Source organism: Arthrobacter sp. 05T410, assembly GCF_056396505.1.
On the sequence record NZ_JBFTLP010000006.1, the window covers coordinates 160323 to 184121 of the forward strand.

Sequence of the window (23799 nt, forward strand, 5' to 3'; positions counted from 1 at the left end):
CTTTCGGGGCAGCGGGGCCGTTGTTGATGGTGCTTAGACGCTCGGAGCGATCTCCGGGATGCGCGGCTTGGCGTTGCCGGCGAAGGTGAACTTCGCGTCGTCGCCTTCGCCTTCAACGTCCACCACCACGATGTCGCCGGCGTGCAGTTCGCCGAAGAGGATCTTCTCGGAGAGCTGGTCCTCGATCTCGCGCTGGATGGTGCGTCGCAGCGGCCGGGCACCCATGGCGGGGTCGTAGCCGCGGGTCGCCAGGAGCACCTTGGCCGCGGACGTGAGCTCGATGCCCATGTCCTTGTCCTTGAGGCGCTTCTCCAGGCGGGCGACGAACATGTCCACGATCTCGATGATCTCGTCCTGGGTCAGCTGCGGGAAGACCACAACATCGTCAACACGGTTCAGGAACTCGGGGCGGAAGTGCTGCTTGAGCTCTTCCGTGACCCGGGCCCGCATCCGGTTGTAGCCGGTCTGCGTGTCCGTGCCGGACTGGAAGCCGGTGGCAACGCTCTTGGAGATGTCCCGGGTGCCGAGGTTCGTGGTCATGATGATCACGGTGTTCTTGAAGTCCACCACGCGGCCCTGGGAGTCGGTCAGGCGGCCGTCTTCCAGGATCTGCAGGAGCGAGTTGAAGAGATCGGCGTGCGCCTTCTCCACTTCATCGAACAGGACCACGGAGAACGGACGACGGCGGACCTTCTCGGTCAGCTGGCCGCCTTCCTCGTAGCCCACGTAGCCCGGAGGGGCACCGAAGAGCCGCGACACCGTGTGCTTCTCCGAGTACTCGGACATGTCCAGGGTGATCAGGGCGTCTTCCTCGCCGAACAGGAACTCGGCGAGGGCCTTGGCCAGTTCGGTCTTGCCGACGCCGGTGGGGCCGGCGAAGATGAACGAGCCGCCCGGACGCTTGGGGTCCTTGAGGCCTGCACGGGTGCGCCGGATCGCCTGGGACAGGGCCTTGATGGCCTCGTTCTGGCCGACCACGCGCTTGTGGAGCTCGTCTTCCATCTTCAGCAGGCGCGAGGACTCTTCCTCGGTCAGCTTGAAGACCGGGATGCCGGTGGAGTTCGCCAGCACTTCAGCGATGAGGTCTTCATCAACTTCGGAGATGTCGTCCATGCCGCCGGTCTTCCACTGGCGTTCCTTTTCGGCGCGCTCGGCAATGAGCTTCTGCTCCTTGTCGCGCAGCGACGCGGCGCCTTCGAAGTCCTGCGCGTCGATCGCGGATTCCTTCTCCAGCTTCATGGCGGCGATCTTCTCGTCCATGATCTTGAGCTCCGGCGGGGCAGTCATGCGGCGGATGCGGAGCCGCGCACCTGCCTCGTCGATCAGGTCGATCGCCTTGTCCGGCAGGAAGCGGTCCGAGATGTAGCGCTCGGAAAGGGCCGCCGCCGAGGCGAGGGCGCCGTCGGTGATGGTGACGCGGTGGTGTGCCTCATACCGGTCGCGGAGGCCCTTGAGGATCTCAATCGCGTGCGCGACGGAGGGTTCCTTGACCTGGATCGGCTGGAAGCGGCGCTCCAGCGCGGCATCCTTCTCGATGTGCTTGCGGTATTCGTCCAGCGTGGTGGCCCCGATGGTCTGGAGTTCGCCGCGGGCCAGCATGGGCTTCAGGATCGAGGCCGCATCGATGGCGCCTTCGGCGGCACCGGCACCCACCAGGGTGTGGATCTCATCGATGAACAGGATGATGTCACCGCGCGTGCGGATCTCCTTGAGGACCTTCTTCAGGCGCTCTTCGAAGTCGCCGCGGTAGCGGGAGCCGGCCACGAGGGACCCGAGGTCCAGCGTGTAAAGCTGCTTGTCCTTGATGGTCTCCGGGACGTCCCCGCGGACGATCGCCTGGGCCAAGCCCTCGACGACGGCGGTCTTGCCGACGCCGGGCTCACCGATCAGCACGGGGTTGTTCTTGGTGCGGCGGGAAAGGACCTGCATGACGCGTTCCATTTCCTGCTCGCGGCCGATCACGGGGTCCAGTTTGTTCTCGCGCGCCGCCTGGGTCAGGTTGCGGCCGAACTGGTCCAGGACAACGGACCCGGCCGGGGTCCCCTCAGCCTGCCCGGGGCCGACACCGGCGCCCGTGGCTTCCTTGCCCTGGTAACCCGAGAGCAGCTGGATGACCTGCGAGCGGACCCGGTTCAGGTCTGCGCCGAGCTTGACGAGCACCTGGGCGGCAACGCCTTCGCCCTCCCGGATAAGGCCGAGGAGGATGTGCTCGGTACCAATGTAGTTATGGCCCAGCTGCAGCGCCTCGCGCAGCGAGAGCTCCAGGACCTTCTTGGCGCGGGGGGTAAAGGGGATGTGGCCGGAGGGCGCCTGCTGGCCCTGGCCGATGATCTCCTGGACCTGCTCGCGGACACCGTCGAGCGAAATGCTCAAGGATTCAAGGGCTTTTGCGGCAACACCTTCACCCTCATGGATCAGACCCAAGAGGATGTGTTCGGTACCAATGTAATTGTGGTTCAGCATGCGTGCCTCTTCTTGGGCAAGCACAACTACGCGACGGGCACGGTCCGTAAATCGCTCAAACATTTCGCCACACTCCTAGCTACGACGTACTTTGATGCTACGTGGCCGGGTTCCAGATTTGGGGCTTGTTCGCCACAGGGGAAACCGGAGGGTTGCGCAACCGCGCCCGGACTGGGTCCCGGACAAGGGGCAAGAACCGCCCGGAACCCCACCGGACGGGCGCAACCCGCCGATCCGGAAGGGCGCATTCGGCCCTTCCGGATCGGCGCAACCGGCCGCTAAGCTGGCCGGCCGGATGGACGGACGCACCGACGGAAGGGCGCCGTCGGCATGGCAAAGGTGCCCGAATTGACGAAGATGGCCGCTAAGCCTGGACCCATAGCGGCCATCTTCGGCAAATTGTTCACCTCGTGCGGGACATCTCCCTGGAAATGCTGCAGCGGAGGAACATGGGCGGCGGAGCCTGTTCATCGCCGGGCGGGCGAGCCGATCTGCCGGACGGGCGCACCGACGCCGGCATGGCAATGCCCCCGTCAGATAACGGGGGCATTGGCATTTGACAGTCGCTCGATTACGACGGCATGAAACGTGATTGCGGCTTGATACTGCGCCCACATGCCGGGCCCGGCACTGCGGCCTGACGCCGGGCCCTGCTAGGAATTAGCCTTTTGGTAGGCTTCCTGAATTTCAGCCTGGATGCGTCCGCGGCTGTTTACCGCATAGCCGTTGTCCCGTGCCCACTGGCGGATCTGGGCAGAGTCCTGATTCCGTCCGCTGGAAATTTTCGTGCGCGTGGCGCGTCCGCTTGACGTTTTGCGCGCGTGCGTCACAAATCGGTCCACCGCGGAGCGCAGTTCTGATGCATTGCTTGACGACAGGTCAATTTCGTAGCTGACGCCGTCAAGGCCAAACCGGACAGTTTCGTCCGCGGATCCCCCATCCAGATCATCAACGAGGATGATTTTTACTTTCTGTGCCATAAAGGACTCTCTTTCCAAAGATCGAGCGTTTAGAAAAGCAGGATGTATCTGGAATAAGTATCCTCCGCGTTACAGCAGGGAGTCAAAGCGCAAAACTCTGTCCAAAGGAAAACCTAAGGCGGCAATAGGGAACTATTACTTCTTTCGGGTAATTAGCTTCCCAGGGTCCCGGATTCCGGTCCTTTGGCCCTAGTTTCGGCCTCGGCATGGGCGCGGGCTTCTGCCTGCCGCTCTGATTTGTCGGCATTGAATATGGATTTCATGGCAAACCAGAAAAGCAGGCCCACCACGATGGGGGGCAGCAATACGGCGATATAGTCCATGCTCAGTGTCCTTCGGGCTTCAACAGGGGGAAGAGGATCGTTTCGCGGATGCCGGCTCCGGTGAAGAGCATCACGAGCCGGTCGATGCCGAGGCCGATCCCGCCCATGGGCGGCGCGCCATACTCGAGCGCACGGAGGAAGTCTTCGTCCAGCTGCATTGCCTCCACGTCACCCGCGGCGGAACGGCGGGACTGTTCGGTGAGGCGTTCGCGCTGGATGACCGGGTCGATCAGTTCGGAGAACGCCGTGCCCCGCTCCATGCCGCCGATGATGAGGTCCCAGGCCTCGATCAGGCGGCCGTCTTCGCGGTGCTGGCGGGCCAGCGGCTGCGCGGACGGCGGATAGTCGTAGACGAACGTGGGGTTGAGCAACGTCGGCTCCACCAGTTCACCGAAGAGTTCGACGACGAGCTTCTCGGCTTCCCAGGCGGCGTCGACCTTGACCTCGTGCTTGGCAGCCAGCTCCAGCAGCTCGGCAACCGGGGTGTCGGGGGTTACTTCCTGGCCCACGAAGTCGGACAGTCCCGGGTAGACCGCCAGCCAGGTCCATTCGCCGTCGAGGTTGATCTCCCCGGCTTCGGTCTGCAGCACGCGGCCCACACCGGCGGCGTCGGCGGCGTCCAGGATGATCTCCTTGATCCGGTCCGCCATGACGAACTGGTCCGCCCACGCCTCGTAGGACTCCAGGGTGGTGAACTCGGGGCTGTGCGTGGAGTCCACGCCCTCGTTGCGGAAGACCCGGCCCATGTCGTAGACGCGGTCGATCCCGCCGACCACCGTGCGCTTGAGGTAGAGCTCGGTAGCGATGCGCAGCGTCATCTTCTGGTCGAAGGCGTTCATGTGCGTCTCGAAGGGACGGGCCGTGGCGCCGCCGTGAACCAGCTGCAGCATGGGGGTTTCCACCTCAACGTAGCCCTGGCGGTGCAGGGTTTCGCGGATGGAGCGGGTGATCGCGGCGCGGGTGTACACCATCTCGCGGGCTTCGTCTCGGACAATGAGGTCCACGTAGCGCTGGCGGACACGCGTTTCTTCGTTCAGCCCGGCGTGCAGCACGGGCAGCGGGCGCAGCGCCTTCGAGGCCATGGTCCAGGAATCCGCCATGACGGAGAGTTCGCCGCGGCGTGAGGAAATGACCTCGCCCTTGATGAAGACGTGATCGCCGAGGTCCACGAGAGACTTCCACTCCGCGAGCGCCTCCTCACCGATGTTGGCCAGGCTCAGCATGACCTGCAGCCGCACGGCCTTCCCGTCCAGGCCGCCCTCCTGGAGGGTGGCGAAGCAGAGTTTGCCCGTGTTGCGGATGAAGACGATGCGGCCGGTCACGCCAACGGCGTCGCCAGTGGTTTCATCGGCCTGCAGGTAGGCGTATTTCTCCCGGATTTCCGTGAGCGAGTGCGTGCGTTCGACACCCACCGGATATGCCTCGACGCCGCGTTCGATCAGCTTGGCGCGCTTCTCCATGCGGATGCGGGTCTGTTCGCTGGCATCATGCGGCTCGGCGGCGTTGTTCGGGGTGGGGGTGTTTTGGGAAGTCACAATCCCCAAGTTTACCGTCGATTTGCGTCCGGGAAGGTCCCGGCCCGGTTCTGCCCGGGCGGCAGCCAGGCGGACGGGGTGCGGGAATAGACTCGAAGTTGTGGAGACATGGACAGTGAGGACCGACGACGGCAAGGGACACCTTGAGCTGCACACCATCCGCCCGGCGGGGCACGCACCGGGCAGAACAGCCGCGTCCGACGCCGCCGTGGCGTCCCGCGGCGAAGGATCCGGCGTCGTCGTCGTGCACGGGACCCTGATCACCGATGCGCTCTACCGGTCCTTTGCCCGAAAACTTTGCCGGCTGCTGGACCAGCCGGTGCACTGCTACAACCGCCGCGGACGCGCAGGTTCCTCGCACCAGCCGGCCGACTATTCCGCCGCCACCGAGGTGGCCGACCTGGCAACCGTGCTCCGCGAGACCGGCGCCAGCGACGTCGTGGCCCACAGCTATGGCGGGTTCGTGGCCCTCGAGGCCGCCCGGCGACTGCCGATCCGCAGGATGGTGACTTACGACGCCGCCGTGAGCCTCTCCGGGAACCTCACCCAGCGCTGGCGGCCCGAACTGGAAAGGTCCGTGGCTGCCGGCGAACTCGACCACGCCTGGGCGCATTTGGTGCAGGGCCTGGAGACGGCCGGCCCGGTGTCCATGCTGCCCCTGGGCGCGCTGCGCATGCTCAGCATCCTCTCGGCCCGGACCAGGCTCGGCGCCGAAATGCGGCAACTGCTGCCCACGGCCGTCGCCGAGATGCGCGCCGTGCTGGATGCCGACGCCGAACTCGAGGATTTTGCCGCCATCACCACCCCCACCCTCATGCTCAGCGGCGGCTGGAGCCCCGGCTACTTCGCCGACACGAGCCACCAGCTTGCCGATGCCGTCCCCGCGGTCAGCTTCGCCGTGGTCCCCGGGCAGCTCCACGAAGGCCCCATCCGGCCGGGAAGCCGGCTGGCCCTCCGCACGGCCCGGTTCCTCTACGGCGGGCCCGGGGCAGCGACCCCGCCGCCCGTCAGCCTGGCCGGCAGCCTTGCAGCCGCGGGCGTGCCGGCCCGGTGGCGGCGCAGTGGGCCCGGCCGCTGAGGGCCGCGACGCGACCGACCGCTAGAATCGGGGGCGACCCTTTCGAAAGGACCCCCTTGGCCAAGCTCTACTTCCGCTACGGCGCCATGAACTCCGGCAAATCTACGGGGCTTCTGCAGGCGGCCTTCAACTATGAGGAACGCGGCCAGCGGGTCCTGCTGGCCAAGCCGGACGTGGACACCAAGGGCGACTCCGACGTCGTGTCCCGCCTGGGCATGACCCGTTCGGTGGACTTCCTGATCCCCGCCGGCGCGTCGGCCCGCGACCTGTTCACCGCCCAGGCCCACGGCGACGATCCCGACGCCTTGCTGCAGCACGTGGACACCCCGCCGGTGGCCTGCCTGCTGGTGGACGAGGCCCAGTTCCTGGAACCGGAGCAGGTGGACGACCTCTTCCGCATCGCGGTCCTGGACAACGTCCCCGTCCTCGCCTACGGCATCCGTACCGACTTCCGGACCCGCGCGTTCCCCGGTTCCCTGCGCCTGCTGGAGATCGCGCACACCCTCGAAGAGCTCAAGACCATCTGCCGCTGCGGACGGAAGGCCATCTTCAACACGCGCCGGATCGGGGACCACGTGGTGTTCGACGGGAACCAGGTTGCGATCGATGGCCAGGACGTCTGGTACGAGTCGCTCTGCGGCGCCTGCTACCTCGAGGTCTCCGGCGGCCGGCTGGGCAACTAGCGCCGGCGCGATCATGCAGCGCCGCTGCGACGGGACCACAACTGAACTGCGGTCATAGTGGACTGCACCCTACTTGACTGGCGCCATAGTGCACCGCGGCTTACTGCACTGGGGCGTGGCCTCGGCTAGGCTCGGAGCATGACCCGCGAGAACATCAGAACCCCCAACGGCGGAACGATCGAGCTTTTGAGCACGGGCGCCGAGCTCGCCTCGGCGGGTTCGGGCATCGTCGTCGTGCCGGCCTCGATGGTGACGGCCGCCGACTACACCCGTTTCGCGCAGAAACTCAGCGCGTCACTGGGGCGGCCGGTGCACACCTTCAACCGTCGCGGCCGCGGCTCGTCCTCCCCGCAGCCTGAGGATTACACCCTCGACGTGGACATCCACGACCTCGACGCCGTCATGAAGCACACCGCCAGCACGGACGTCTTCGGCCACAGCTTCGGCGGGGCAGTGGCCCTGCACGCGGCCCGCACCCTGCCGGTGGAACGGCTGGCCGTGTACGACCCCGCCGTGTCCGTCAACCACAGCGTCACGGCGGACTGGACGCCCGAATACGAGCGGGCGACCGCAGCCGGCGACGACGACCGCGCCCTCGCCGTCCTGCTCAAGGGCCTGGAGACCGGCAGCGCCCTGTCCCGGATGCCGCTGTCCATGCTGACGCTGGCGAACAAGCTTTCGGCGGGCACCCCGATCGGCAAGCAGCTGCGCGACCTCATGCAGACCGGCGTCCGCGAGATTAAGGCGATCATCGCCGCGGACATGCCGGCCGAACCCTTCCTGGAACTGCCGCTGGAAACGCTGATCATCGTGGGCGAGAAGAGCCCGGCCTATTTCGGCGTGGCCTGCGCCCAGATCCACGATGTGCTCTCCGGCTCCAGCTATACGATCCTGCCGGGCATGGGCCATGACGGTGTCAACAAGGCGCCGGACAAGCTGATCGCCGAGCTCAGCGCGTTTTACGCAGGCTGACCCGCAACACGCAACGCCCTACAAGCAACGCCCTACAAGCAACGCGGGGTCACGTAGCGCCCATTCCGGAGGTCCAGACCGGCGCTAAGTGACCCCGCGTTGTTTGTTAATTGCAGCTAGTGGGCGGCCGGGTGTGCCGCGCCTTCGGTTTTGCGCATCATGGTGGACAGCACGACGGCGGCGATGGCTATGACGGCCGCCGTCAGGAAGGCAGCATGCATGCCGGCGACCATGCCCGAGGCAACGGCCACGAAAGCGTAGATCGAGACCAGCAGCGCCGTGCCGGCTGCACCGGCCACCTGCTGCAGTGTGCTCATGATGGCCGAGCCGTGGGAGTACAGGTGCGGCGGCAGCGGGTTCAGCCCGGTCGTGAAGGCGGGGGTGAACAGCAGCGCCAGGCCCAGGCTCAGTGCCACGTGCAGGGCGATGATCCACCCCAGCGGCGACGTGGCGTCCAGCATGGAGAACTGCCAGAGGGACAGCACCATCATGATCGAGCCCGTCACTGTCAGCGGCAGGGGCCCGACCCTGTCGAATACGCGGCCGATGAAGGGCCCCAGCAGGCCCATGGCGAGGCCGCCGGGCAGCAGCACCAGACCGGTCTCGAGGGACGTCAGGCCGCGGATTTCCTGCAGGTACAACGGCAGCAGGATCACCGCGCCGAAGAGCGCGATCATGGCCACGACCAGCAGCAGCACCGAAACGGTGAACATCCGGAACGTGAAGGCGCGCAGGTCCAGCAGGGGGCCGCCGGTCTTCTGCAGCTTCAGCTGGCGCAGGACGAACGCTGCCAGGGCCAGCACACCGACGGCCAGCGCCACCACGGCGGGGGTGCGGGAGCCGGCCTGGCCGCCGCCGATCTGGCTCAGGCCGTACACCAGGCCGCCGAAGGCGGGGACCGTGAGCACCACGGAGAGGGCATCGAGCCGGGTTTTCTCGGTCTCACCGATGTTGGTCAGGTACCTGGCCCCGATGGCCAGCGCGGCGAGGGCGATCGGCAGCACGAAGACGAACATGAACCGCCAGGAAAAATGCTGGAGGATCAGGCCGGAAACTGTCGGGCCCAGTGCCGGCGCAACCGAAATGGCGATGCTGACGTTGCCCATGACGGCGCCGCGGCGCTCCAGCGGCACGAGCGTAAGGATGGTGGTCATCAGGAGCGGCAGCATGATGGCGGTGCCGCCGGCCTGGACGATGCGGGCCAGCAGCAGGACTTCGAAGCCCGGCGCGAGGGCGGCCAGCAGGGTGCCGCCGGAGAACAGTCCCATGGCCAGCATGAACACGGCACGGGTGGTCAGCCGCTGCAGGATGAATCCGGTGGTGGGAATCACGACGGCCATGGTGAGCATGAAACCGGTGGACAGCCACTGCACGGTGGGCGCATCGATGTTCAGGTCCACCATCAGCCGTTGCAGGGCCACGTTCATGATGGTCTCGTTGAGGATCACGACGAAGGTGGCCACCAGCAGCGTGGCGATGATGGCCACGGACTCCCGGGGCATCTTTGCCGGCGCAGTGGGCGCGCTGGATGCGGCCGGGGTGGCCGATCCGGCGACGGCGGGGGCACCGCCCGGTGCGGGATCGCCAGAGGCGTTGGAAGAGACGTCTGTTGACATGGGAATTCCCTCAGGGAGTTTGGTGTGGGTCCGGCGAGCGTCGGCGCTGCTGCAGGTTCCAACAGTCTAGGGCCCGGGGGCATTCCCGTCACCGCGAAAGCAACGCGGGGTCAGTTACGGCCCATGACGGGCGGCGGCATGGGCCGTATCTGGCCCCGCGTTGCTTTGTGGTGGGGTTGGGGCTAGGAATTCAGGGGCACGTTGTCGATGAGGCGGACGGGGCCGACCGTGGCGGCGATAATCGCCAGCCCCTCGCCGCGGAACGGGGTGTCCCGGCAGTTCTCCGCGAGGGGCTCGAGGGTGCGCGGATCCACTACCTCGAAATAGTCCAGCTCCACGAGCGGCTGGGACCGGACGAGGGCCTGCGCCGATTCGATGTCCAGCGGCTCATGGGCGTTGGCGCGCTCCTCGATGAGCCGCAGTGCGCGGGAGAGCACCAGGGCCGCCTCGCGCTGGTCTTCGGAGAGGAAGCGGTTGCGGCTGGACAGCGCCAAGCCGTCGGCCGAGCGCACAATGGGCACCGGCACGATCTCCACGGGAAAATTCAGGTCAGCCACCATGCGCTGGACCAGGGCCAGCTGCTGCGCGTCCTTCTGGCCGAAATAGGCGCGGTACGCGGGCTGGCCGCCACCGGGCAGGCCGGCCCCAGGGATGCCGTAGTGGAGCAGTTTCGCGACGACGGTCAGCGCGCCGTCGAAGTGCCCTGGCCGGGACGCGCCTTCCCATTTTTCGCCCAGGGGTCCCGCCGTGATCCGCACGAGGGGTGCCCCGCCGGGGTAGACCTCCTCAACACCCGGCGCGAACGCCAGGTCCACCCCTTCGGCGTCGAGCAGCGCGAGGTCGGCGTCGAGCGTCCGGGGGTAGCGTTCGAGGTCCGCGGCCTCGCCAAACTGAAGCGGGTTGACGAAGATGGTGGCCGCCACGACGTCGTTCTGGGCGACGGCCGTCCGGGCCAGCTGGGCATGTCCCTCGTGCAGGGCGCCCATGGTGGGCACGAGGCCCTGGGACGTGCCGCCTTTCTGTGCCAGCAGCCGGGCGCTTGCGGCGCGGAGCTGGGCAGCAGTGGTGACGAGTTGGATTGCCATGTCAGGGTCCTTCCGGGGCGGGCGTCCCGTTCTGGCCGGGGCCGCCGAGCGCCTGTTCGATGCCGTCGAGTTGTTCCGGCTTCAGCAGTCCGCGGCTTCCTGCCCGGCGGGCTGTCGCCCGGGCCATGGCCAGGTACGCCTCAAGAATATCGCCGGCGGCGCCGCCGTCGTACTCGCGGAGGGCGCCGGCGTGCGCGGCCACCGTGCCGGTGTCGCCGCGGGCCACGGGCCCGGTCAGGGCCGTTTCGCCGGAGGCGAGGGCGTTCTCGAGGGTGGCGCGCAGCAGCGGGCCCAGCATCCGGTCCGGGGCGTCGACGCCGACGTCGCGGAGCAGCTGCGAGGCCTGCGCCACGAGCGTGACCAGGTGGTTGGAGCCGTGCGCGAGGGCAGCGTGGTAGAGGACGCGGTCGGCCTCGGCGATCGCGACGGGCTCGGCGCCCATTTCGACGACGAGTGCCTGGGCGATCGGCAGCATCGCGGCGTCGGCCGTGACGCCGAAGGTGCAGTCCAGGAGCCTGGTGAGGTCCAGGCTCATGCCCGTGAACGTCATGGCCGGGTGCAGCGCGAGCGGCACGGCACCGGCGGCGCGGACCGGATGCAGGATCCCGACGCCGAAGCGCCCGGAGGTGTGCGCCACGAGCTGGCCGGGCTGCCAGGCGCCGAGCTTGGCCAGTCCGTTCACCAGCGGGCCCAGTGCATCGTCCGGGACGGCGAGCAGGACCAGTTCGGCCCGCTCCACGATGTCCTGCACGTCCAGGATCGGGACGCCGGGCAGGAGCGTTTCGACGCGTTCTTTGCTGGCTTCCGAAACGGCCGACGCCCCGATGACGGCGTGCTCGGCTCCGCGCAGCGCCGCCCCCAGGACGGCTCCGACCTTCCCCGCGCCAATGATTCCGACGCCGAGGCGTCCTGGTTTAGCCATGATGCGGGCCTTCCTGGTGGTCTTCTGCGGGTGGTGCGGCCGGCTGGGCCGCCGGCTCCAGCCAGTGTTCGCTCTTCTGGTGCTTGCGCGCGGCACGGGCACGGGCCGACTGGGCATCGAACAGTGCCCGGGCTTCGTCGAGGCCGGCCTGTATGAGCCGCGGGGCCACCGGACCCGCCGTGGTGTGCAGGACCAGGTCGGCCACCCGGAACCGCCGGGCGAGCGGGCCCTGCTGGAGCGCCATGGACTGGGTGCGCTGGTGCGGCACCACCACGAAGTTCCGCCACCAGCGGCCCGACCTCAGGAGCAGGGCGGTCTCCGTTGCCGCGAAGCCGTTGCGGCGCCAGCCCAGCGGCGCCAGGAACCGGGCCCGGCGCGGGCTGGTGACGAAGCCGCCGTCGGCGGCCTTCCCTGCTGGGCTGCCCGGGGTCCCGGCAGGGTCCGCGAGGCCGGTGATCCCCGCGGTGAACAGCCCCACCGGGTCCTGGGTCCCGGGATCCGGGAGCACCAGGGAGAGGATGTCCATGACGTCGCCGAGGTATCCCACCGGAAGCAGCGTGGTCCGGGCCGATCCTTCGCCGGCGCTGCCGGCCAGGCCGTAGCCGGCCACGTTGACCTGGATCCGGTACCAGCCGAACATCCGCCACAGCGGCGGCTGGCTGACCTTCAGCGCCTGGATCCTGCCCGGCGGAACGGTCTGCGCCTGCGTGTCCAGCAGGCCGTAGCGCAGCCGGATGCCGTCCGGGGAAATGGCGGCGGTGAAGTTGTAGCCCTTGTTGAACGAGGACCAGTAGGAGGCGATGAGCCCGATTGCGGCTGGGATCAGGAAGACCGTGAAGTTCCGGTTTTCCGTGACGGCGGAGAGCATCACCGAGGCAATGCCGCCAGCCAGGATCACGACACTTTGTTCGCTCAGGAGCAGCGAGCCCACCAGGCGCGGCGGCGGCACGGTGAGCACGGCCTGTTCGGGGGCTTCCACGGCGGCGGCCGCCGGCTCTCCGGACTCCGGGTCTCCCGGCTCCCGCGCCGGCGTCCCGCCCGCGGCACCGGAGGCTCGGGCCAGGATTGTCGCGCGGAGCTGCCGGGCCTCGTCCGCGCGCAGGTACGCCAGGCGCACCGCGGACTGGCCGGCGTCGGCGACTTCGAACCGCAATTCAGCCAGTCCGAAGATCCGTGCCAGCAGGGGTTGCACGACGTCGATCGCCTGCACCCGGTCCAGCCTGGCCTGCCTCTGCTGCTTGAACAGGAAACCGGTGTTGACGCGCACGTAGCCGCCGGCTACCTGGTAGCGGGTGAAGTACCAGCTCAGGACGTAGCCGAGAACGGTCAGCAGAATCAGGGCGCCGCCGCCGAGCAGCAGCCAGGGCGCCCGTCCGGCCAGCCGCTCGTCAAAAAGCGGGCCGCCCTGCAGGAACCGTTCGAAACTGTCGCGTCCAAAAAAGAACAGCAGTGCAGCCAGCGCCACCCAGCCGCGGACAAAGGGCGACGCGGGGTGCACGCGCAGCCAGCCGGCGTCGGCAGTTCCTTCGATACCGGAGCCGACGGCGGTTCCGTCGGCGGCGCGCCCGGCATCCTCCGGTGTCAGCGCCATCCCGTCACGGCCTTCCCGTCACAGCCCGGCCAGCCGGGCTTCGCCGCGGGCGGACAGTTGTTCGCGGAGCCGGGCGCCTTCGCTCGCGGGCAGCCCGGGAATCTCGGCGCTGGTCGCGGCGGCCGCGGTGTGCAGTTTCAGTGTGCACAGGCCCAGCTGGCGTTCGACCGGGCCCACCGCGATGTCGACGTACTGCATCCGCCCGTAAGGAACCACGAGCGTGCGCTGGAAGAAAATGCCGCGCCGGATCAGGAGGTCATCATCACGCTCGGCGTAGCCGATCGAGCGCACCTGCCGGGGAATCAGCGCGAGCCGCCACAGGGCCAGCAGCAGCGCGACAGCGGGCAGGGCGACGGCCAGCCAGACAGGCAGCCAGGTCCACACGCCGGTCAGCACCAGGATTAGGGGAAGCGACAGCAGGGCCACCGCGACCAGGGTTCCCAGCGCCCATCCCGCGAGGCGCACCGTGACGTATTTCGGGGACACCCGGAGCCAGTCGATGCCCGGAGGATCAATCGCTTCGGTAGGCATATTCGCCTTCCGCCGAGGGCTTGCTGCGCTTTCCCTGCACGCCGGGCCGGGATTCGGCGTCGCCGTCCTCGGGGGGAATCCGGCAGAACCGCTCGACGACGAGCCCGACGATCACCATGATCAGTCCGCCGCCAGCCATGGCCAGGGCCTGCCAGGTGATCTCCTGGTTGCTGCGCAGGTTCCACAGCCGCAGTTGCTCCACCACGATTCCCGCATGCCAGCCCAGCAGGACCGACCCGGTGTAGGCGCAGGCCTGCGCGAGGACCAGGGTCCAGGCAGCCAGGATGGGGTTGAGGATTTTCTTCTTCTTGCCGTTGCGCCACCGGAGCACGCGGATGCCCAGCACCAGCGTGAGGGCCACGATCACGCCCATGGTCACCAGGCCCGTCAGCGGCAGCACCGGGGTGGCCAGGCCGTAGCGGCCGGAGAGCATGGTGGCGAACCAGCCGGCCACGGCCAGGACCACGCAAATGGCCAGCAGGAGCAGGGGGCTGGTCAGCTTCACGGCCGCTCCGCCGCACCGGGCACGCCGGTGATCTCCGTGGCAGTGACATCCCCTGCGGCGGGGTTCTGGAAGCCGTCAAAGGTGGCAAGGCCGGCGAAATCGGCGGCTTTCGCCGCGAGGTCGCCCACGCGTTCGCCGTTGAGCTCCGCCGCGGGATCGATCAGCGACCACGGGTAGAGCACGAACGCCCGTTCCGCGGCCCGGGGGTGGGGCAGAGTGAGCTCGGGATCGGAGCTGACCACATCCCCGTACGTGATGATGTCCACGTCCAGGGTCCGCGGCCCCCACCGGACCTCGCGCACGCGCAAATGCTTCTGCTCCACGTCGTGGCAGTGCTCGAGCAGACCGCGCGGCGGCAGCGACGTCTCGACGGCAATCACCATGTTCAGGAAGTCAGGCTGGTCCGGCGGGCCTCCCACGGCCTTGGTCTGGACGATCGGCGAGATGGCGAGCAGGCGCACCTCCGGCGGGTCGACGAGGTCCGCGACGGCGGCGGACAGGGTGTCGCTGCGCTCCCCCAGGTTGCTGCCGAGCGCGATCACGGCACGGGTGTAGAGCGGGCTCACGTCCGTCTCCGGTGCACGCTGACGGCGACGTCGCCAAAGTCGACTTCGATCGGGGCTTTGGGCTTGTGCACGGTGATGTCCACGGCGTCGACGGCGAATTTCTGCAGGATGTCCTCGGCAATCCGCACCGCGAGGGCCTCGATCAGGTTCAGCGGCTCACCCGTGATCCAGTCCCGGATGCAGTTGGCCACCTCGCCGTAATGCGCGGTGTCCAGGACGTCGTCGGAAGCGGCCGCTTTGCTGAAGTCCAGGTGCAGCACCGCGTCGACGACGAAGGGCTGCCCGTCGCGGCGCTCAAAATCGAACACACCGTGATGGCCGACGGCGGTGACGCCGCTCAGCGTGATCTGATCCATGGTGCCGGCCGGATCAGTTGGTGCCGGCGTGGGCGGAACCGGCCGGTGCCGGGGGAACCATGCGGGCGGCGACCTTGACGGCGTCCAGGCTCGCGCCGACGTCGTGCACGCGCACAGCCCAGGCGCCGCGGAAGGCGCTGATGGCGGTCATGGCGGCGGTGGCGGCGTCGCGTTCAACCGGCTGGGCGGCCTTGCCGGCCACGGTCAGGAGGCTGCCGAGGAAGCGTTTGCGTGAGCCGGCGACGAGGACCTTGTGGCCCATGGCCTGCAGGACATCCAGGTGCTGCAGGAGCTCCCAGTTCTGGCCCTCGTTCTTGGCGAAGCCCAGTCCCGGGTCCACAATGATCTGTTCCGGCGCGACCCCGGCGGCGTACAGCTTGTCGCGGACGCCGGCGAGCTCGGTCACGACTTCCCCGGCGACGTCACGGTAGTCCGTCAGGGAGTTCATGGTGCTGGCGTCGCCGCGGCGGTGCGTGAGGATGTAGGGGACCTTGGTGCGGGCGGCGAGTTCGGCCATTTCCGGTTCCATGGTCAGGCCCGAGACGTCGTTGATGATCGCGGCGCCGGCCTTCAGGGCCGCGGCAGCCGTCGCGGCGTGGGTGGTGTCGATGCTGACCAGGGCGCCGGCCTTGACCAGGGCCTCGATGACCGGCAGGACCCGGCGCTGTTCCTCGTCAGCGCCGACTGCCGTGGCACCCGGGCGCGTGGACTCGCCGCCGACGTCGATGATGTCCGCCCCGGCGTAGAACATCCGCAGCCCGGCCGCGATCGCTGTGTCCGCCGTCGCGTGTGCTCCGCCGTCGCTGAAGGAATCAGGGGTGACGTTGAGGATTCCCATCACCAGTGTCCGGTCCGTGGGCAGGTCCTGGAACTTCGCCGCCGGGCGCGGTTTGCGCAGGATGGGCAGGGGCGAAGTGGCGGGGCCGGTGCCCGGGGCTGCAGCTAGGGAGTCCATGGTCTGTGTTCTTACCTTCCGAGTATGAGGCTCATGGCTTCGGCACGGGTGGCCGGGTCATGGAGTTGCCCGCGCACTGCGCTGGTGACGGTCTTGGCGCCGGGCTTGCGGATTCCCCGCATGGACATGCACAGGTGTTCACATTCGACGACGACGATCGCGCCACGCGGATTGAGGTGCGTGACGAGGGCCTCGACGATCTGGGTGGTCAGGCGTTCCTGGACCTGCGGGCGCTTGGCGAACATGTCCACCACGCGCGCCAGCTTGCTCAGGCCCGTGACCTTGCCGTCGTGGGACGGGATGTAGCCCACATGCGCCACCCCGTGGAACGGCACCAGGTGGTGCTCGCAGGTGGAATAGAACGGAATGTCCTTGACCAGCACGAGTTCCTCGTGCTCGAGGTCGAAGGTGGTGGCCAGGATCTCGGCGGGGTCGTGGTGCAGGCCGGCGAACATTTCCACGTAGGCCTTGGCCACCCGCTTCGGGGTGTCAATGAGGCCGCCGCGGTCCGGGTCCTCACCGATCGCCAGCAGGATTTCCCGTACTGCCGCTTCGATCCTGGGGCGGTCCACTTTGGACTTTGAATGCGGGGCTCCCCCGTCCCCCGCCGAAGCAGCGGCGGGGGCGGGAACGTCGTCGTCGAAGTTAGAAGTCACAGAAGAAGCCTAGCCGGGATGACCATCAGTCCCGATATCTGTTGCACCGCCCTGGAAGGACTCCTGCCCGCCGACGCCCTGGGCATGCGGGGGCTGGGCATCCAAGGGCTCTTCGAGCCGGGCGTGGGTGGCTTCCTCCTGCGCTTCACGCTCCGCCTTTTCACGGCGCGACTCCACCGGGCCGGCGGTCTGGAGCGTGCGGGTCTCCTTGGAGAGCCAGACATCGCGGAAGTCGCGCTTGCGGATGTGGGTGAATATTTGCGCGATTTCGGCCTGGTTCAGTGTTTCGCGTTCGAGCAGTTCCAGCGCCAGCTCGTCCAGGACATCCCGGTTCTCGGTCAGGATGGCGTAGGCCTCATCATGGGCACCGTCGATCAGGCGGCGCACTTCCTCGTCGACGATGTAGGCGATCTGGTCCGAGTAGTTGCGCTCGTGGCCGGCGTCGCGGCCCAGGAACGGCTCGCCGCCGCCCTGGCCGAGGCGCACGGACCCGACCCGTTCGCTCATGCCGAATTCGGTGACCATCTTCCGGGCGATCCCGGTGGCCTTCTCGATGTCATTGGATGCACCCGTGGACGGATCATGGAAGACGAGTTCCTCGGCGACGCGGCCGCCCATGGCGTAGGCCATCTGATCGAGCAGTTCGTTGCGGGTGATGGAGTACTTGTCGTTTTCCGGGACCACCATGGTGTAGCCGAGGGCACGGCCGCGGGGCAGGATGGTGATCTTGGTGACCGGGGCGGAGTTCCGCAGGGCAGCCGCGACGAGGGCGTGGCCGCCTTCGTGGTACGCGGTGACTTTGCGTTCGTGTTCCTTCATGACCCGGCTGCGCTTCTGCGGGCCGGCCATGACGCGGTCGATCGCCTCGTCCAGGGCGCGGTCATCGATCAGGTTGGCGTTGGACCGGGCCGTCAGCAGGGCGGCCTCGTTCAGGACGTTGGCCAGGTCGGCGCCCGTGTAGCCGGGGGTCTTCTTGGCAACAGCCTTGAGGTCGACGCCGGCAGCCATCGGCTTGCCCTTGGCGTGCACCTGCAGGATCTGGTCGCGGCCGATCAAATCGGGGGCCTCAACCCCGATCTGCCGGTCGAAGCGGCCGGGGCGCAGCAGGGCGGGGTCCAGGACGTCGGGGCGGTTCGTGGCGGCAATCAGGATGACGTTGGTCTTGACGTCGAAGCCGTCCATTTCCACCAGCAGCTGGTTCAGGGTCTGCTCGCGCTCGTCGTTGCCGCCGCCGATGCCGGCGCCGCGGTGCCGGCCGACGGCGTCGATCTCATCGACGAAGATGATCGCCGGGGCGTTGGACTTGGCCTGCTCGAAGAGGTCGCGGACACGGGAGGCACCCACGCCGACGAACATTTCCACGAAGTCGGAGCCTGAGATGGAGAAGAAGGGTACGCCGGCCTCGCCGGCAACCGCGCGGGCCAGGAGGGTTTTGCCGGTGCCCGGAGGGCCGTAGAGCAGCACGCCCTTGGGGATTTTGGCGCCAACGGCCTGGAACTTGGCAGGTTCCTGCAGGAATTCCTTGATCTCCTCGAGTTCCTCGACGGCCTCATCGGCGCCGGCGACATCGCTGAAGGTCACCTGGGGCATGTCCTTGTTGACGAGCTTGGCCTTGGACTTGCCGAACTGCATCACCTTGGACCCGCCGCCCTGCATCCGGGAGAGCAGGAACCAGAACAGGACGCCGAGCAACAGCACGGGCACCAGCAGGGAGAAGAGCCCGGAGAACCAGTTGTTTTCGATCGGCTGGTCGGTGAAGCCGCCGGACGGTTTGGAGTCCGTGACGGCCTTGACGACGTCCTGGGCGCGGGCGTTGACGAAGTAGAACTGGACGTTCTTGCCCTTGTCCTGCCCGTCGACCTGAAGGTTGTCCTTCAGGACCAGGTCCACCCGGTTCTCGGCGTCAAAAATCTTGGCCTGTTCAACCTTGCCGCCGGCTGTCAGCAGCTCAAGGCCCTTGTCGGTGTCGATCCGGCTGGCGCCGCCCGGCGCAAGCGTGGCAAATGCCAGCAGCAGCATGGCCACCACGACGACAATCCAGATGCCGGGGCCCTTGAAGAAACTCTTAGCTTTCATCTGTTCGGGGCTGGCCCCGTCCCTCCTGGTAGTGCTGCACGGCGACCGGTCTGCGCGCGTGTGGTGCTGCGTCAGCTTCTAGCTATACACCGTCGCACTACCTCACGCACGGCAAAGGGCAAAAGTTCCCTGTGGGCGTAGCGGGGCAGGGCCTCCGGCCGCCCGGGGCCCGGGCGGGGTTGCCTTCGCGTGAACGATTTACTCGTAGACGTGCGGAGCCAGGGTGCCGACGAAGTCCAGGTTGCGGTACTTCTCGGCGTAGTCCAGGCCATAGCCCACCACGAACTCGTTGGGGATGTCATAGCCGACGTACTTGACGTCGATCTTGACCTTGGCGGCCGTCGGCTTGCGGAAGGCGGTGCAGATTTCCACCGACGCCGTGCCGCGGGATTCCAGGTTCGTCTTGAGCCAGGACAGCGTGAGGCCGGAATCGATGATGTCCTCGACTATCAGGACGTCTTTGCCCATGAGGTCGGTGTCGAGGTCCTTCAGGATGCGGACGACGCCTGAGGACTGCGTGCCCGAGCCGTACGAGGACACGGCCATCCAGTCCATGGAGACGTGGGTGTGCAGCGCACGGGCCAGATCCGCCATGACCATGACGGCGCCCTTGAGCACGCCGACGATCAGGAGGTCGCGGCCCTCGTAGTCCTTGTCGATCTGCGCCGCGAGTTCGGTGATCCGTTGCTGGATCTGTTCCTTGGTGTAGAGAACGTGTTTGAGGTCTGCCTGGACGTCGTTTGAATCCACCAATGGCTCCTGTGTAGATGCGGGGTGCGACTAATTTCGGGGCGGCTGTTGAGGCCGGAATACAAGCTTCCCACAGCGGGCGGCTTCGCGGGGAACACTTGCGGCGGACGGCTCCGCCGCAAGGAGCTGCGCGAGCGAGAGCCGGTAGACGCTGACCGCGCCGGGAAGCTCCACCGGGCCGGCCGATCCCTGCCGGCGCAGGAGCGCTTCCGCCGCGAGCAGCCGCTGGTAGCTGGGCTGCTGACCGCCGACGGCGGCGGCGGCCTTGGCGATCACCCGGAACCTCACGGCCGGGGCCAGGTCCCTCAGCCCGGCCTCCGGAAGGCTGATCTCCTCCCCTGTCTGCTGGCGCAGCCGCTCGAACGTGTCGTTCGCCACGTCCTCCAGGTAATCGGCGTCGAGCTGCAGGATCGCGGCCGTGCGGGCGAGCGATTCGGCAACGCCGGGGCCAAGCTTGTCCTCCAGCAGGGGCAGCACCTCAACCCGGGTCCGGGAACGCGCGTATACGGGATCGGCATTGGACGGGTCGTGCCAGGGCTCGAGGTCCTCCACCCGGCAGATCTCCAGGGTGTCCGCACGCCGCAGGCCCAGGAACGGGCGCAGCAGCCGGCCGCGGGCCGGCCGCATCCCGGCGAGGGACCGGGTGCCCGACCCGCGCGCCAGGCCCAGGAGCACTTGTTCGGCCTGGTCATCGAGGGTGTGGCCGAGCAGGATGGCGGTTGCACCTGCCTCGTCCGCGGCGGCCTCAAGGGCAGCATGGCGGGCGTCCCGGGCGGCGGCCTCTGGGCCCGCGCCGCTGGAGGCGACGTCGACAGTCCGGATCGTCACGGGAGAGAGCCCGAGCTCCTCGAGGGTGCGGGCCGTGGTGGCCGCGACCCCGGCCGAGCCCGGCTGCAGCTGGTGGTCCACGACGACGGCGCCGACAGAGACAAGATGGCCGTCCACGTGGCCCCGGCGCCCGAAATAGGCGGCAACGGCGGCGAGAGCCAGCGAGTCCGGTCCGCCGCTGCAGGCAACCAGGACGCGGTCCGGGTAGCCGGCCGCGGCGAGGGCGTCCTGCAGCATTTTTCGTGCCGTGCCGACCACCGGCGCGAGGCGGCCGGGCCGGCGTCGTCCGCTGAAAATCGAGGTAGAGCCGGCGCCGTCGGGGGCAGTCATGGCGGCTAGAGGCCCATCCGGTCGAGCCAGAGCCTGGAGTCGTGGATCTCGGGTTCGCTGGGGAGGTGGTCCGCGGACTCCCAGACTTTGTTGAAGCCTGCCATGCCGGCGGCGGCCACCACTTCCCGGACGAACTTGGCGCCGTCACTGTACTGGCGCATCTTGGCGTCGAGGCCGAGCAGGTTGCGGATGAATTTCTCGATCATGCCGCGGTCCTGGCCTCGGTCGTTGAAACGTTGCCGGATGGTCTTCACCGAGGGAACGATGCTGGCGTCCACGGCGTCCATGACCACATTGGCGTGACCCTCGAGCAGGCTCATGAGCGCAGTCAGGCGGGACAGGGCCGCCTTTTCCTCCGGGTTCTGGAGCAGGTCCAGGATGGCGCCCCGTCCGGGCGCGGCGCCGGGTGCCGCGCGGTCCTTCAGCGATTTCGCGGCCGCCGAGGCCCGTTCCATCAGGGAATCGACATTGCCCAGCAACAGTCCGCTGAGGTTTTCGATCTCCTGGAGCATGTGGTGCCGCAGCCACGGTGCGGCGGCGAACTGCACCCGGTGGGTCTGTTCGTGGAGGCAGACCCAGAGCCGGAAGTCCGCGGGTTCGACTTTCAGTTCGCGTTCCACGGAGATGATGTTCGGCGCTACGAGCAGCAGCCGTCCGGAAGCGGGGGCCGTGGAGTTTTCGGCCAGCGCGGAGAAGGGATCGTACTGGCCCAGGACTTTGCTCGAAAGGAAGGCCAGGATGGCGCCGAGCTGGCTGCCGGTGATGGCCGCGCTGACTCCGGCAGCTCCGGGGCTGAGGGAACCGCGGCCCTCCAGCAGCTTTCCCATGGCGGGCTTGAGCATGACGGCGAAGCTCTGCGTGTTGGCTTTGGCCCATGAGGCCCTGTCCACGACGAGGACCTCGGAGTCGCGCAGGTCCCGGGCGGCGTCCAGTCCGGTGATGTGGTGGACGTGCGGCACGGAAATGTCCGCCATGAGCCGCAGATTTTCGACGGCGGCGCCGATCTCGGCGCTGCCCAGGACGGGGCCCGCCGGCGTCAGCCGGGCTGCCGTGGACGCGGCGAGCTCCCAGTTGATGAGATCCGGGACCTGGACCGATGCCGCACTCGGCGTCTTGGGTGATGTCTCGCTTGATGTCTCGCTTGCAGAGGACTCCATGGGGTCCATCAGATCACAGGGCCCCGACAATGCGCCTTAATTTTCGCTGACCGGCGAACCGGCCGGGGCTCCGTGACCCCGGGCCGAAGGGCCAGACCGGGCCGAAGGGCCAGACCGGCGCGAAGGGCCAGACCGGGCCGAAGGGCCAGACCGGCGCGAAGGGCCAGACCGGCGCGAAGGGCCAGACCGGCGCGGGGTCCGGGCCGGCCCGCGCTGTCAGCGGCAGCCGCAGCCGGCGAGGACGGCGGCGGAGCGGTCCAGTGCGGCTTTGTTCGCGGCACCGGGGGTCAGCCCGTTGCCGACGAAGGAAAAGACCAGGAGCCGGCCGTCGGCGTCGACCACGGAACCGCTAAGCGCAATGACCGTGTTCAGTGTGCCCGTCTTGGCGCGGACCAGCCCGGCGCCCGCGGCCGAGGCCGCATCCGTGTAGCGGTCCCCCAGGGTGCCGGTGAGCCCGGCGACCGGGAACCCGCTCAGGGCGGCACGCAGCCGGGGGTCCGTGCCCGAGGTCATGGCCCGGACCACGTCCGTGAGCTGCCGGGCCGAGACCCGGTTGGCCAGGGCAAGGCCGGAGACGTCCGCGGCCCGGAGCGAGTCAGTGGGAACGCCCATGTCCTTGACCTGCTGCAGCACGGCGGCAATGGCGTCGTCGCTGCTGCCGGGCCGGCCGACGCCGAGGGCGGTCATCCGTCCCATCACCTCGGCGAGGTAGTTGTCCGAGGTCTGCAGCATCATGTCCACCTGCTGCCCCACCGTGGCGGACTGGACCTCGGCCAGGACTTTGGCGTGCCCGCCCTCCGGCGCGTCACCGGTCCGGCCCCGGGCGACGCCGGGGGCAACGGACAGCCCCCCGGCCGCCGCGGCCGCCGTGAGCCGGGCGGCGAACACCTCGGCGGCGGTCATGGCGGCGTCCTGCGGGCGGGGTCCGGTGGTCTTGGCGGGATCGAACCTCGCGGAGTTCAGCGCCAGCGGGTACAGCGGGGCCATCTCCCCGGCGGCGACGTCCTCTGGGCTCCACGCCTGGCTGAGCGAGGGGCCGCTGAAGAGGGAGTCATCCAGCAGGACGTTCACCGTGCCGGTGACGCCGCCGGCTTTGAGGGCATCGATAGTGGCCTTCGCGAGCGTGGTCAGCCCGGCGCGGCCCAGAACGGCGCCCGGGGCCGATTCCCCGGCGCCCAGGAGGACATCGCCTCCGCCGGTCAGGACCACCGAGCCGGGGGTCGGCCCTGCCAGCACCCGGGTGCTGAAGCGGCGGTCGGGGCCCAGGACCCGCAGGGCCGCGCCGGCTGTGAGGAGCTTCATGTTCGACGCCGGAACGCGGGCCTCGTCGGCAGCCCGGTCGAAGAGGACCTGCCCCGTGGCGGCGTCCTGGACGATGCCGGTGAAGGTGCCGGCGCCGTCGGGCTTAAGGGTCTGGTTCAGCTGCGCGGCGAGGGCGGCCCCGGCCGGAACCGGCGCGGAAGCGCTGAGGGGCCCGATTGCCCCCGAACTGTTGCCGGGAGGGCTCAGTGTGGCGGGGATCTGCTGCCAGGGCGGTGCTGTCTGCGAGGCGTCGGAGGACCTGTCATGGCCGAGGAACGCCGGGGCGATGGCGATGCCGGCCGGCACTGCCACGGCCACCACGAGGAGGGTCTGGAGCAGCAGCGCGGGCATCCTGCGACCCCTGCCGGGCGCCGGCTGGGTACCCTCGCGGCTGGTTCTCGGTTTCATGCTGCTGCTGGTCCTTAGTCCTGAAATGTCCCCACTAGTTCCTGAAACCAGCGCCTCTCGCTATATCCTCAATAGTAGTCGGCGGCACCGACAGCCCTTATGCACGTGCCGCGCACCCCCTGAATTCGTCA

The 23799-nt window shown here is 68.2% G+C and carries 22 protein-coding genes; 3 read left to right on the forward strand and 19 right to left on the reverse strand.

What is annotated here, in order from left to right:
* Nucleotides 1-33 precede the first annotated feature (33 nt).
* The 4 genes from AC1DFR_RS10945 to lysS all read right to left on the reverse strand — a co-directional run bounded on the left by AC1DFR_RS10945 (nucleotide 34) and on the right by lysS (nucleotide 5301).
* Nucleotides 34-2526 carry an ATP-dependent Clp protease ATP-binding subunit gene (locus AC1DFR_RS10945; protein WP_476856120.1) on the reverse strand — a complete coding sequence of 831 codons (2493 nt, stop codon included), beginning with the start codon at nucleotides 2524-2526 and terminating at the stop codon, nucleotides 34-36.
* A gap of 590 nt (nucleotides 2527-3116) precedes the next feature.
* Nucleotides 3117-3443, reverse strand: coding sequence for a histone-like nucleoid-structuring protein Lsr2 (locus AC1DFR_RS10950; protein ID WP_028276918.1), 327 nt, complete (start codon nucleotides 3441-3443; stop codon nucleotides 3117-3119).
* Between the two features lie 152 nt (nucleotides 3444-3595).
* Nucleotides 3596-3766, reverse strand: coding sequence for a hypothetical protein (locus tag AC1DFR_RS10955; protein ID WP_223914693.1), 171 nt, complete (start codon nucleotides 3764-3766; stop codon nucleotides 3596-3598).
* A gap of 2 nt (nucleotides 3767-3768) precedes the next feature.
* Nucleotides 3769-5301 carry a lysine--tRNA ligase gene (gene lysS, locus AC1DFR_RS10960; RefSeq protein ID WP_223914694.1) on the reverse strand — a complete coding sequence of 511 codons (1533 nt, stop codon included), beginning with the start codon at nucleotides 5299-5301 and terminating at the stop codon, nucleotides 3769-3771.
* A 100-nt stretch (nucleotides 5302-5401) separates the two neighbouring features.
* Here lysS and AC1DFR_RS10965 point away from each other — a divergent pair, with 100 nt between their 5' ends.
* The 3 genes from AC1DFR_RS10965 to AC1DFR_RS10975 all read left to right on the forward strand — a co-directional run bounded on the left by AC1DFR_RS10965 (nucleotide 5402) and on the right by AC1DFR_RS10975 (nucleotide 8034).
* Complete coding sequence (locus AC1DFR_RS10965) at nucleotides 5402-6379, forward strand: alpha/beta fold hydrolase (RefSeq protein ID WP_476873312.1); 978 nt, start codon at nucleotides 5402-5404, stop codon at nucleotides 6377-6379.
* Nucleotides 6380-6435: 56 nt separating this feature from the next.
* Entirely contained in the window at nucleotides 6436-7062 is a 627-nt protein-coding gene (locus AC1DFR_RS10970; RefSeq protein ID WP_028276920.1) for a thymidine kinase, read from the forward strand.
* Between the two features lie 138 nt (nucleotides 7063-7200).
* Nucleotides 7201-8034 carry an alpha/beta fold hydrolase gene (locus AC1DFR_RS10975; protein WP_028276921.1) on the forward strand — a complete coding sequence of 278 codons (834 nt, stop codon included), beginning with the start codon at nucleotides 7201-7203 and terminating at the stop codon, nucleotides 8032-8034.
* Between the two features lie 116 nt (nucleotides 8035-8150).
* Here AC1DFR_RS10975 and AC1DFR_RS10980 read toward each other — a convergent pair whose 3' ends face one another.
* From AC1DFR_RS10980 to dacB, 15 genes are all read right to left on the reverse strand, one after another.
* Nucleotides 8151-9650, reverse strand: coding sequence for an MDR family MFS transporter (locus AC1DFR_RS10980; RefSeq protein ID WP_476873313.1), 1500 nt, complete (start codon nucleotides 9648-9650; stop codon nucleotides 8151-8153).
* Between the two features lie 182 nt (nucleotides 9651-9832).
* The gene (gene panC / locus AC1DFR_RS10985) at nucleotides 9833-10735 is read right to left on the reverse strand and encodes a pantoate--beta-alanine ligase (protein WP_476856118.1); all 903 of its coding nucleotides are present in this window, start codon (nucleotides 10733-10735) and stop codon (nucleotides 9833-9835) included.
* Between the two features lies 1 nt (nucleotide 10736).
* On the reverse strand, nucleotides 10737-11657 hold the full coding sequence (locus AC1DFR_RS10990) for a Rossmann-like and DUF2520 domain-containing protein (protein WP_476859508.1): 921 nt from the start codon (nucleotides 11655-11657) through the stop codon (nucleotides 10737-10739).
* Complete coding sequence (locus tag AC1DFR_RS10995) at nucleotides 11650-13248, reverse strand: PH domain-containing protein (RefSeq protein WP_476873314.1); 1599 nt, start codon at nucleotides 13246-13248, stop codon at nucleotides 11650-11652. The genes AC1DFR_RS10990 and AC1DFR_RS10995 overlap by 8 nt, the downstream gene beginning before the upstream one ends.
* Nucleotides 13249-13266: 18 nt before the next feature.
* Entirely contained in the window at nucleotides 13267-13779 is a 513-nt protein-coding gene (locus tag AC1DFR_RS11000; RefSeq protein ID WP_476859510.1) for a PH domain-containing protein, read from the reverse strand.
* The gene (locus tag AC1DFR_RS11005) at nucleotides 13760-14284 is read right to left on the reverse strand and encodes a DUF3180 domain-containing protein (RefSeq protein WP_223914701.1); all 525 of its coding nucleotides are present in this window, start codon (nucleotides 14282-14284) and stop codon (nucleotides 13760-13762) included. The genes AC1DFR_RS11000 and AC1DFR_RS11005 overlap by 20 nt, the downstream gene beginning before the upstream one ends.
* Nucleotides 14281-14850, reverse strand: coding sequence for a 2-amino-4-hydroxy-6-hydroxymethyldihydropteridine diphosphokinase (gene folK, locus AC1DFR_RS11010; protein ID WP_476870204.1), 570 nt, complete (start codon nucleotides 14848-14850; stop codon nucleotides 14281-14283). Before folK ends, AC1DFR_RS11005 begins: the two co-directional genes overlap by 4 nt.
* On the reverse strand, nucleotides 14847-15206 hold the full coding sequence (gene folB / locus AC1DFR_RS11015) for a dihydroneopterin aldolase (protein ID WP_476849912.1): 360 nt from the start codon (nucleotides 15204-15206) through the stop codon (nucleotides 14847-14849). Before folB ends, folK begins: the two co-directional genes overlap by 4 nt.
* A gap of 13 nt (nucleotides 15207-15219) precedes the next feature.
* Nucleotides 15220-16161, reverse strand: coding sequence for a dihydropteroate synthase (gene folP, locus AC1DFR_RS11020; RefSeq protein WP_230007205.1), 942 nt, complete (start codon nucleotides 16159-16161; stop codon nucleotides 15220-15222).
* Nucleotides 16162-16172: 11 nt separating this feature from the next.
* Nucleotides 16173-16817 carry a GTP cyclohydrolase I FolE gene (gene folE, locus AC1DFR_RS11025; protein ID WP_230007204.1) on the reverse strand — a complete coding sequence of 215 codons (645 nt, stop codon included), beginning with the start codon at nucleotides 16815-16817 and terminating at the stop codon, nucleotides 16173-16175.
* A gap of 9 nt (nucleotides 16818-16826) precedes the next feature.
* Nucleotides 16827-18893, reverse strand: coding sequence for an ATP-dependent zinc metalloprotease FtsH (gene ftsH / locus AC1DFR_RS11030; RefSeq protein WP_028276931.1), 2067 nt, complete (start codon nucleotides 18891-18893; stop codon nucleotides 16827-16829).
* Between the two features lie 198 nt (nucleotides 18894-19091).
* Nucleotides 19092-19643: a hypoxanthine phosphoribosyltransferase gene (gene hpt, locus AC1DFR_RS11035; RefSeq protein ID WP_018774939.1), complete on the reverse strand. Its 552-nt coding sequence runs from the start codon at nucleotides 19641-19643 to the stop codon at nucleotides 19092-19094.
* A 30-nt stretch (nucleotides 19644-19673) separates the two neighbouring features.
* Entirely contained in the window at nucleotides 19674-20708 is a 1035-nt protein-coding gene (tilS, locus tag AC1DFR_RS11040; RefSeq protein WP_476873379.1) for a tRNA lysidine(34) synthetase TilS, read from the reverse strand.
* Between the two features lie 98 nt (nucleotides 20709-20806).
* Nucleotides 20807-21967, reverse strand: a complete 1161-nt coding sequence (locus tag AC1DFR_RS11045) for a zinc-dependent metalloprotease (protein WP_476856110.1) — start codon at nucleotides 21965-21967, stop codon at nucleotides 20807-20809.
* A gap of 207 nt (nucleotides 21968-22174) precedes the next feature.
* Nucleotides 22175-23668 carry a D-alanyl-D-alanine carboxypeptidase/D-alanyl-D-alanine endopeptidase gene (gene dacB, locus AC1DFR_RS11050; protein WP_476873315.1) on the reverse strand — a complete coding sequence of 498 codons (1494 nt, stop codon included), beginning with the start codon at nucleotides 23666-23668 and terminating at the stop codon, nucleotides 22175-22177.
* Between the last annotated feature and the right edge of the window lie 131 nt (nucleotides 23669-23799).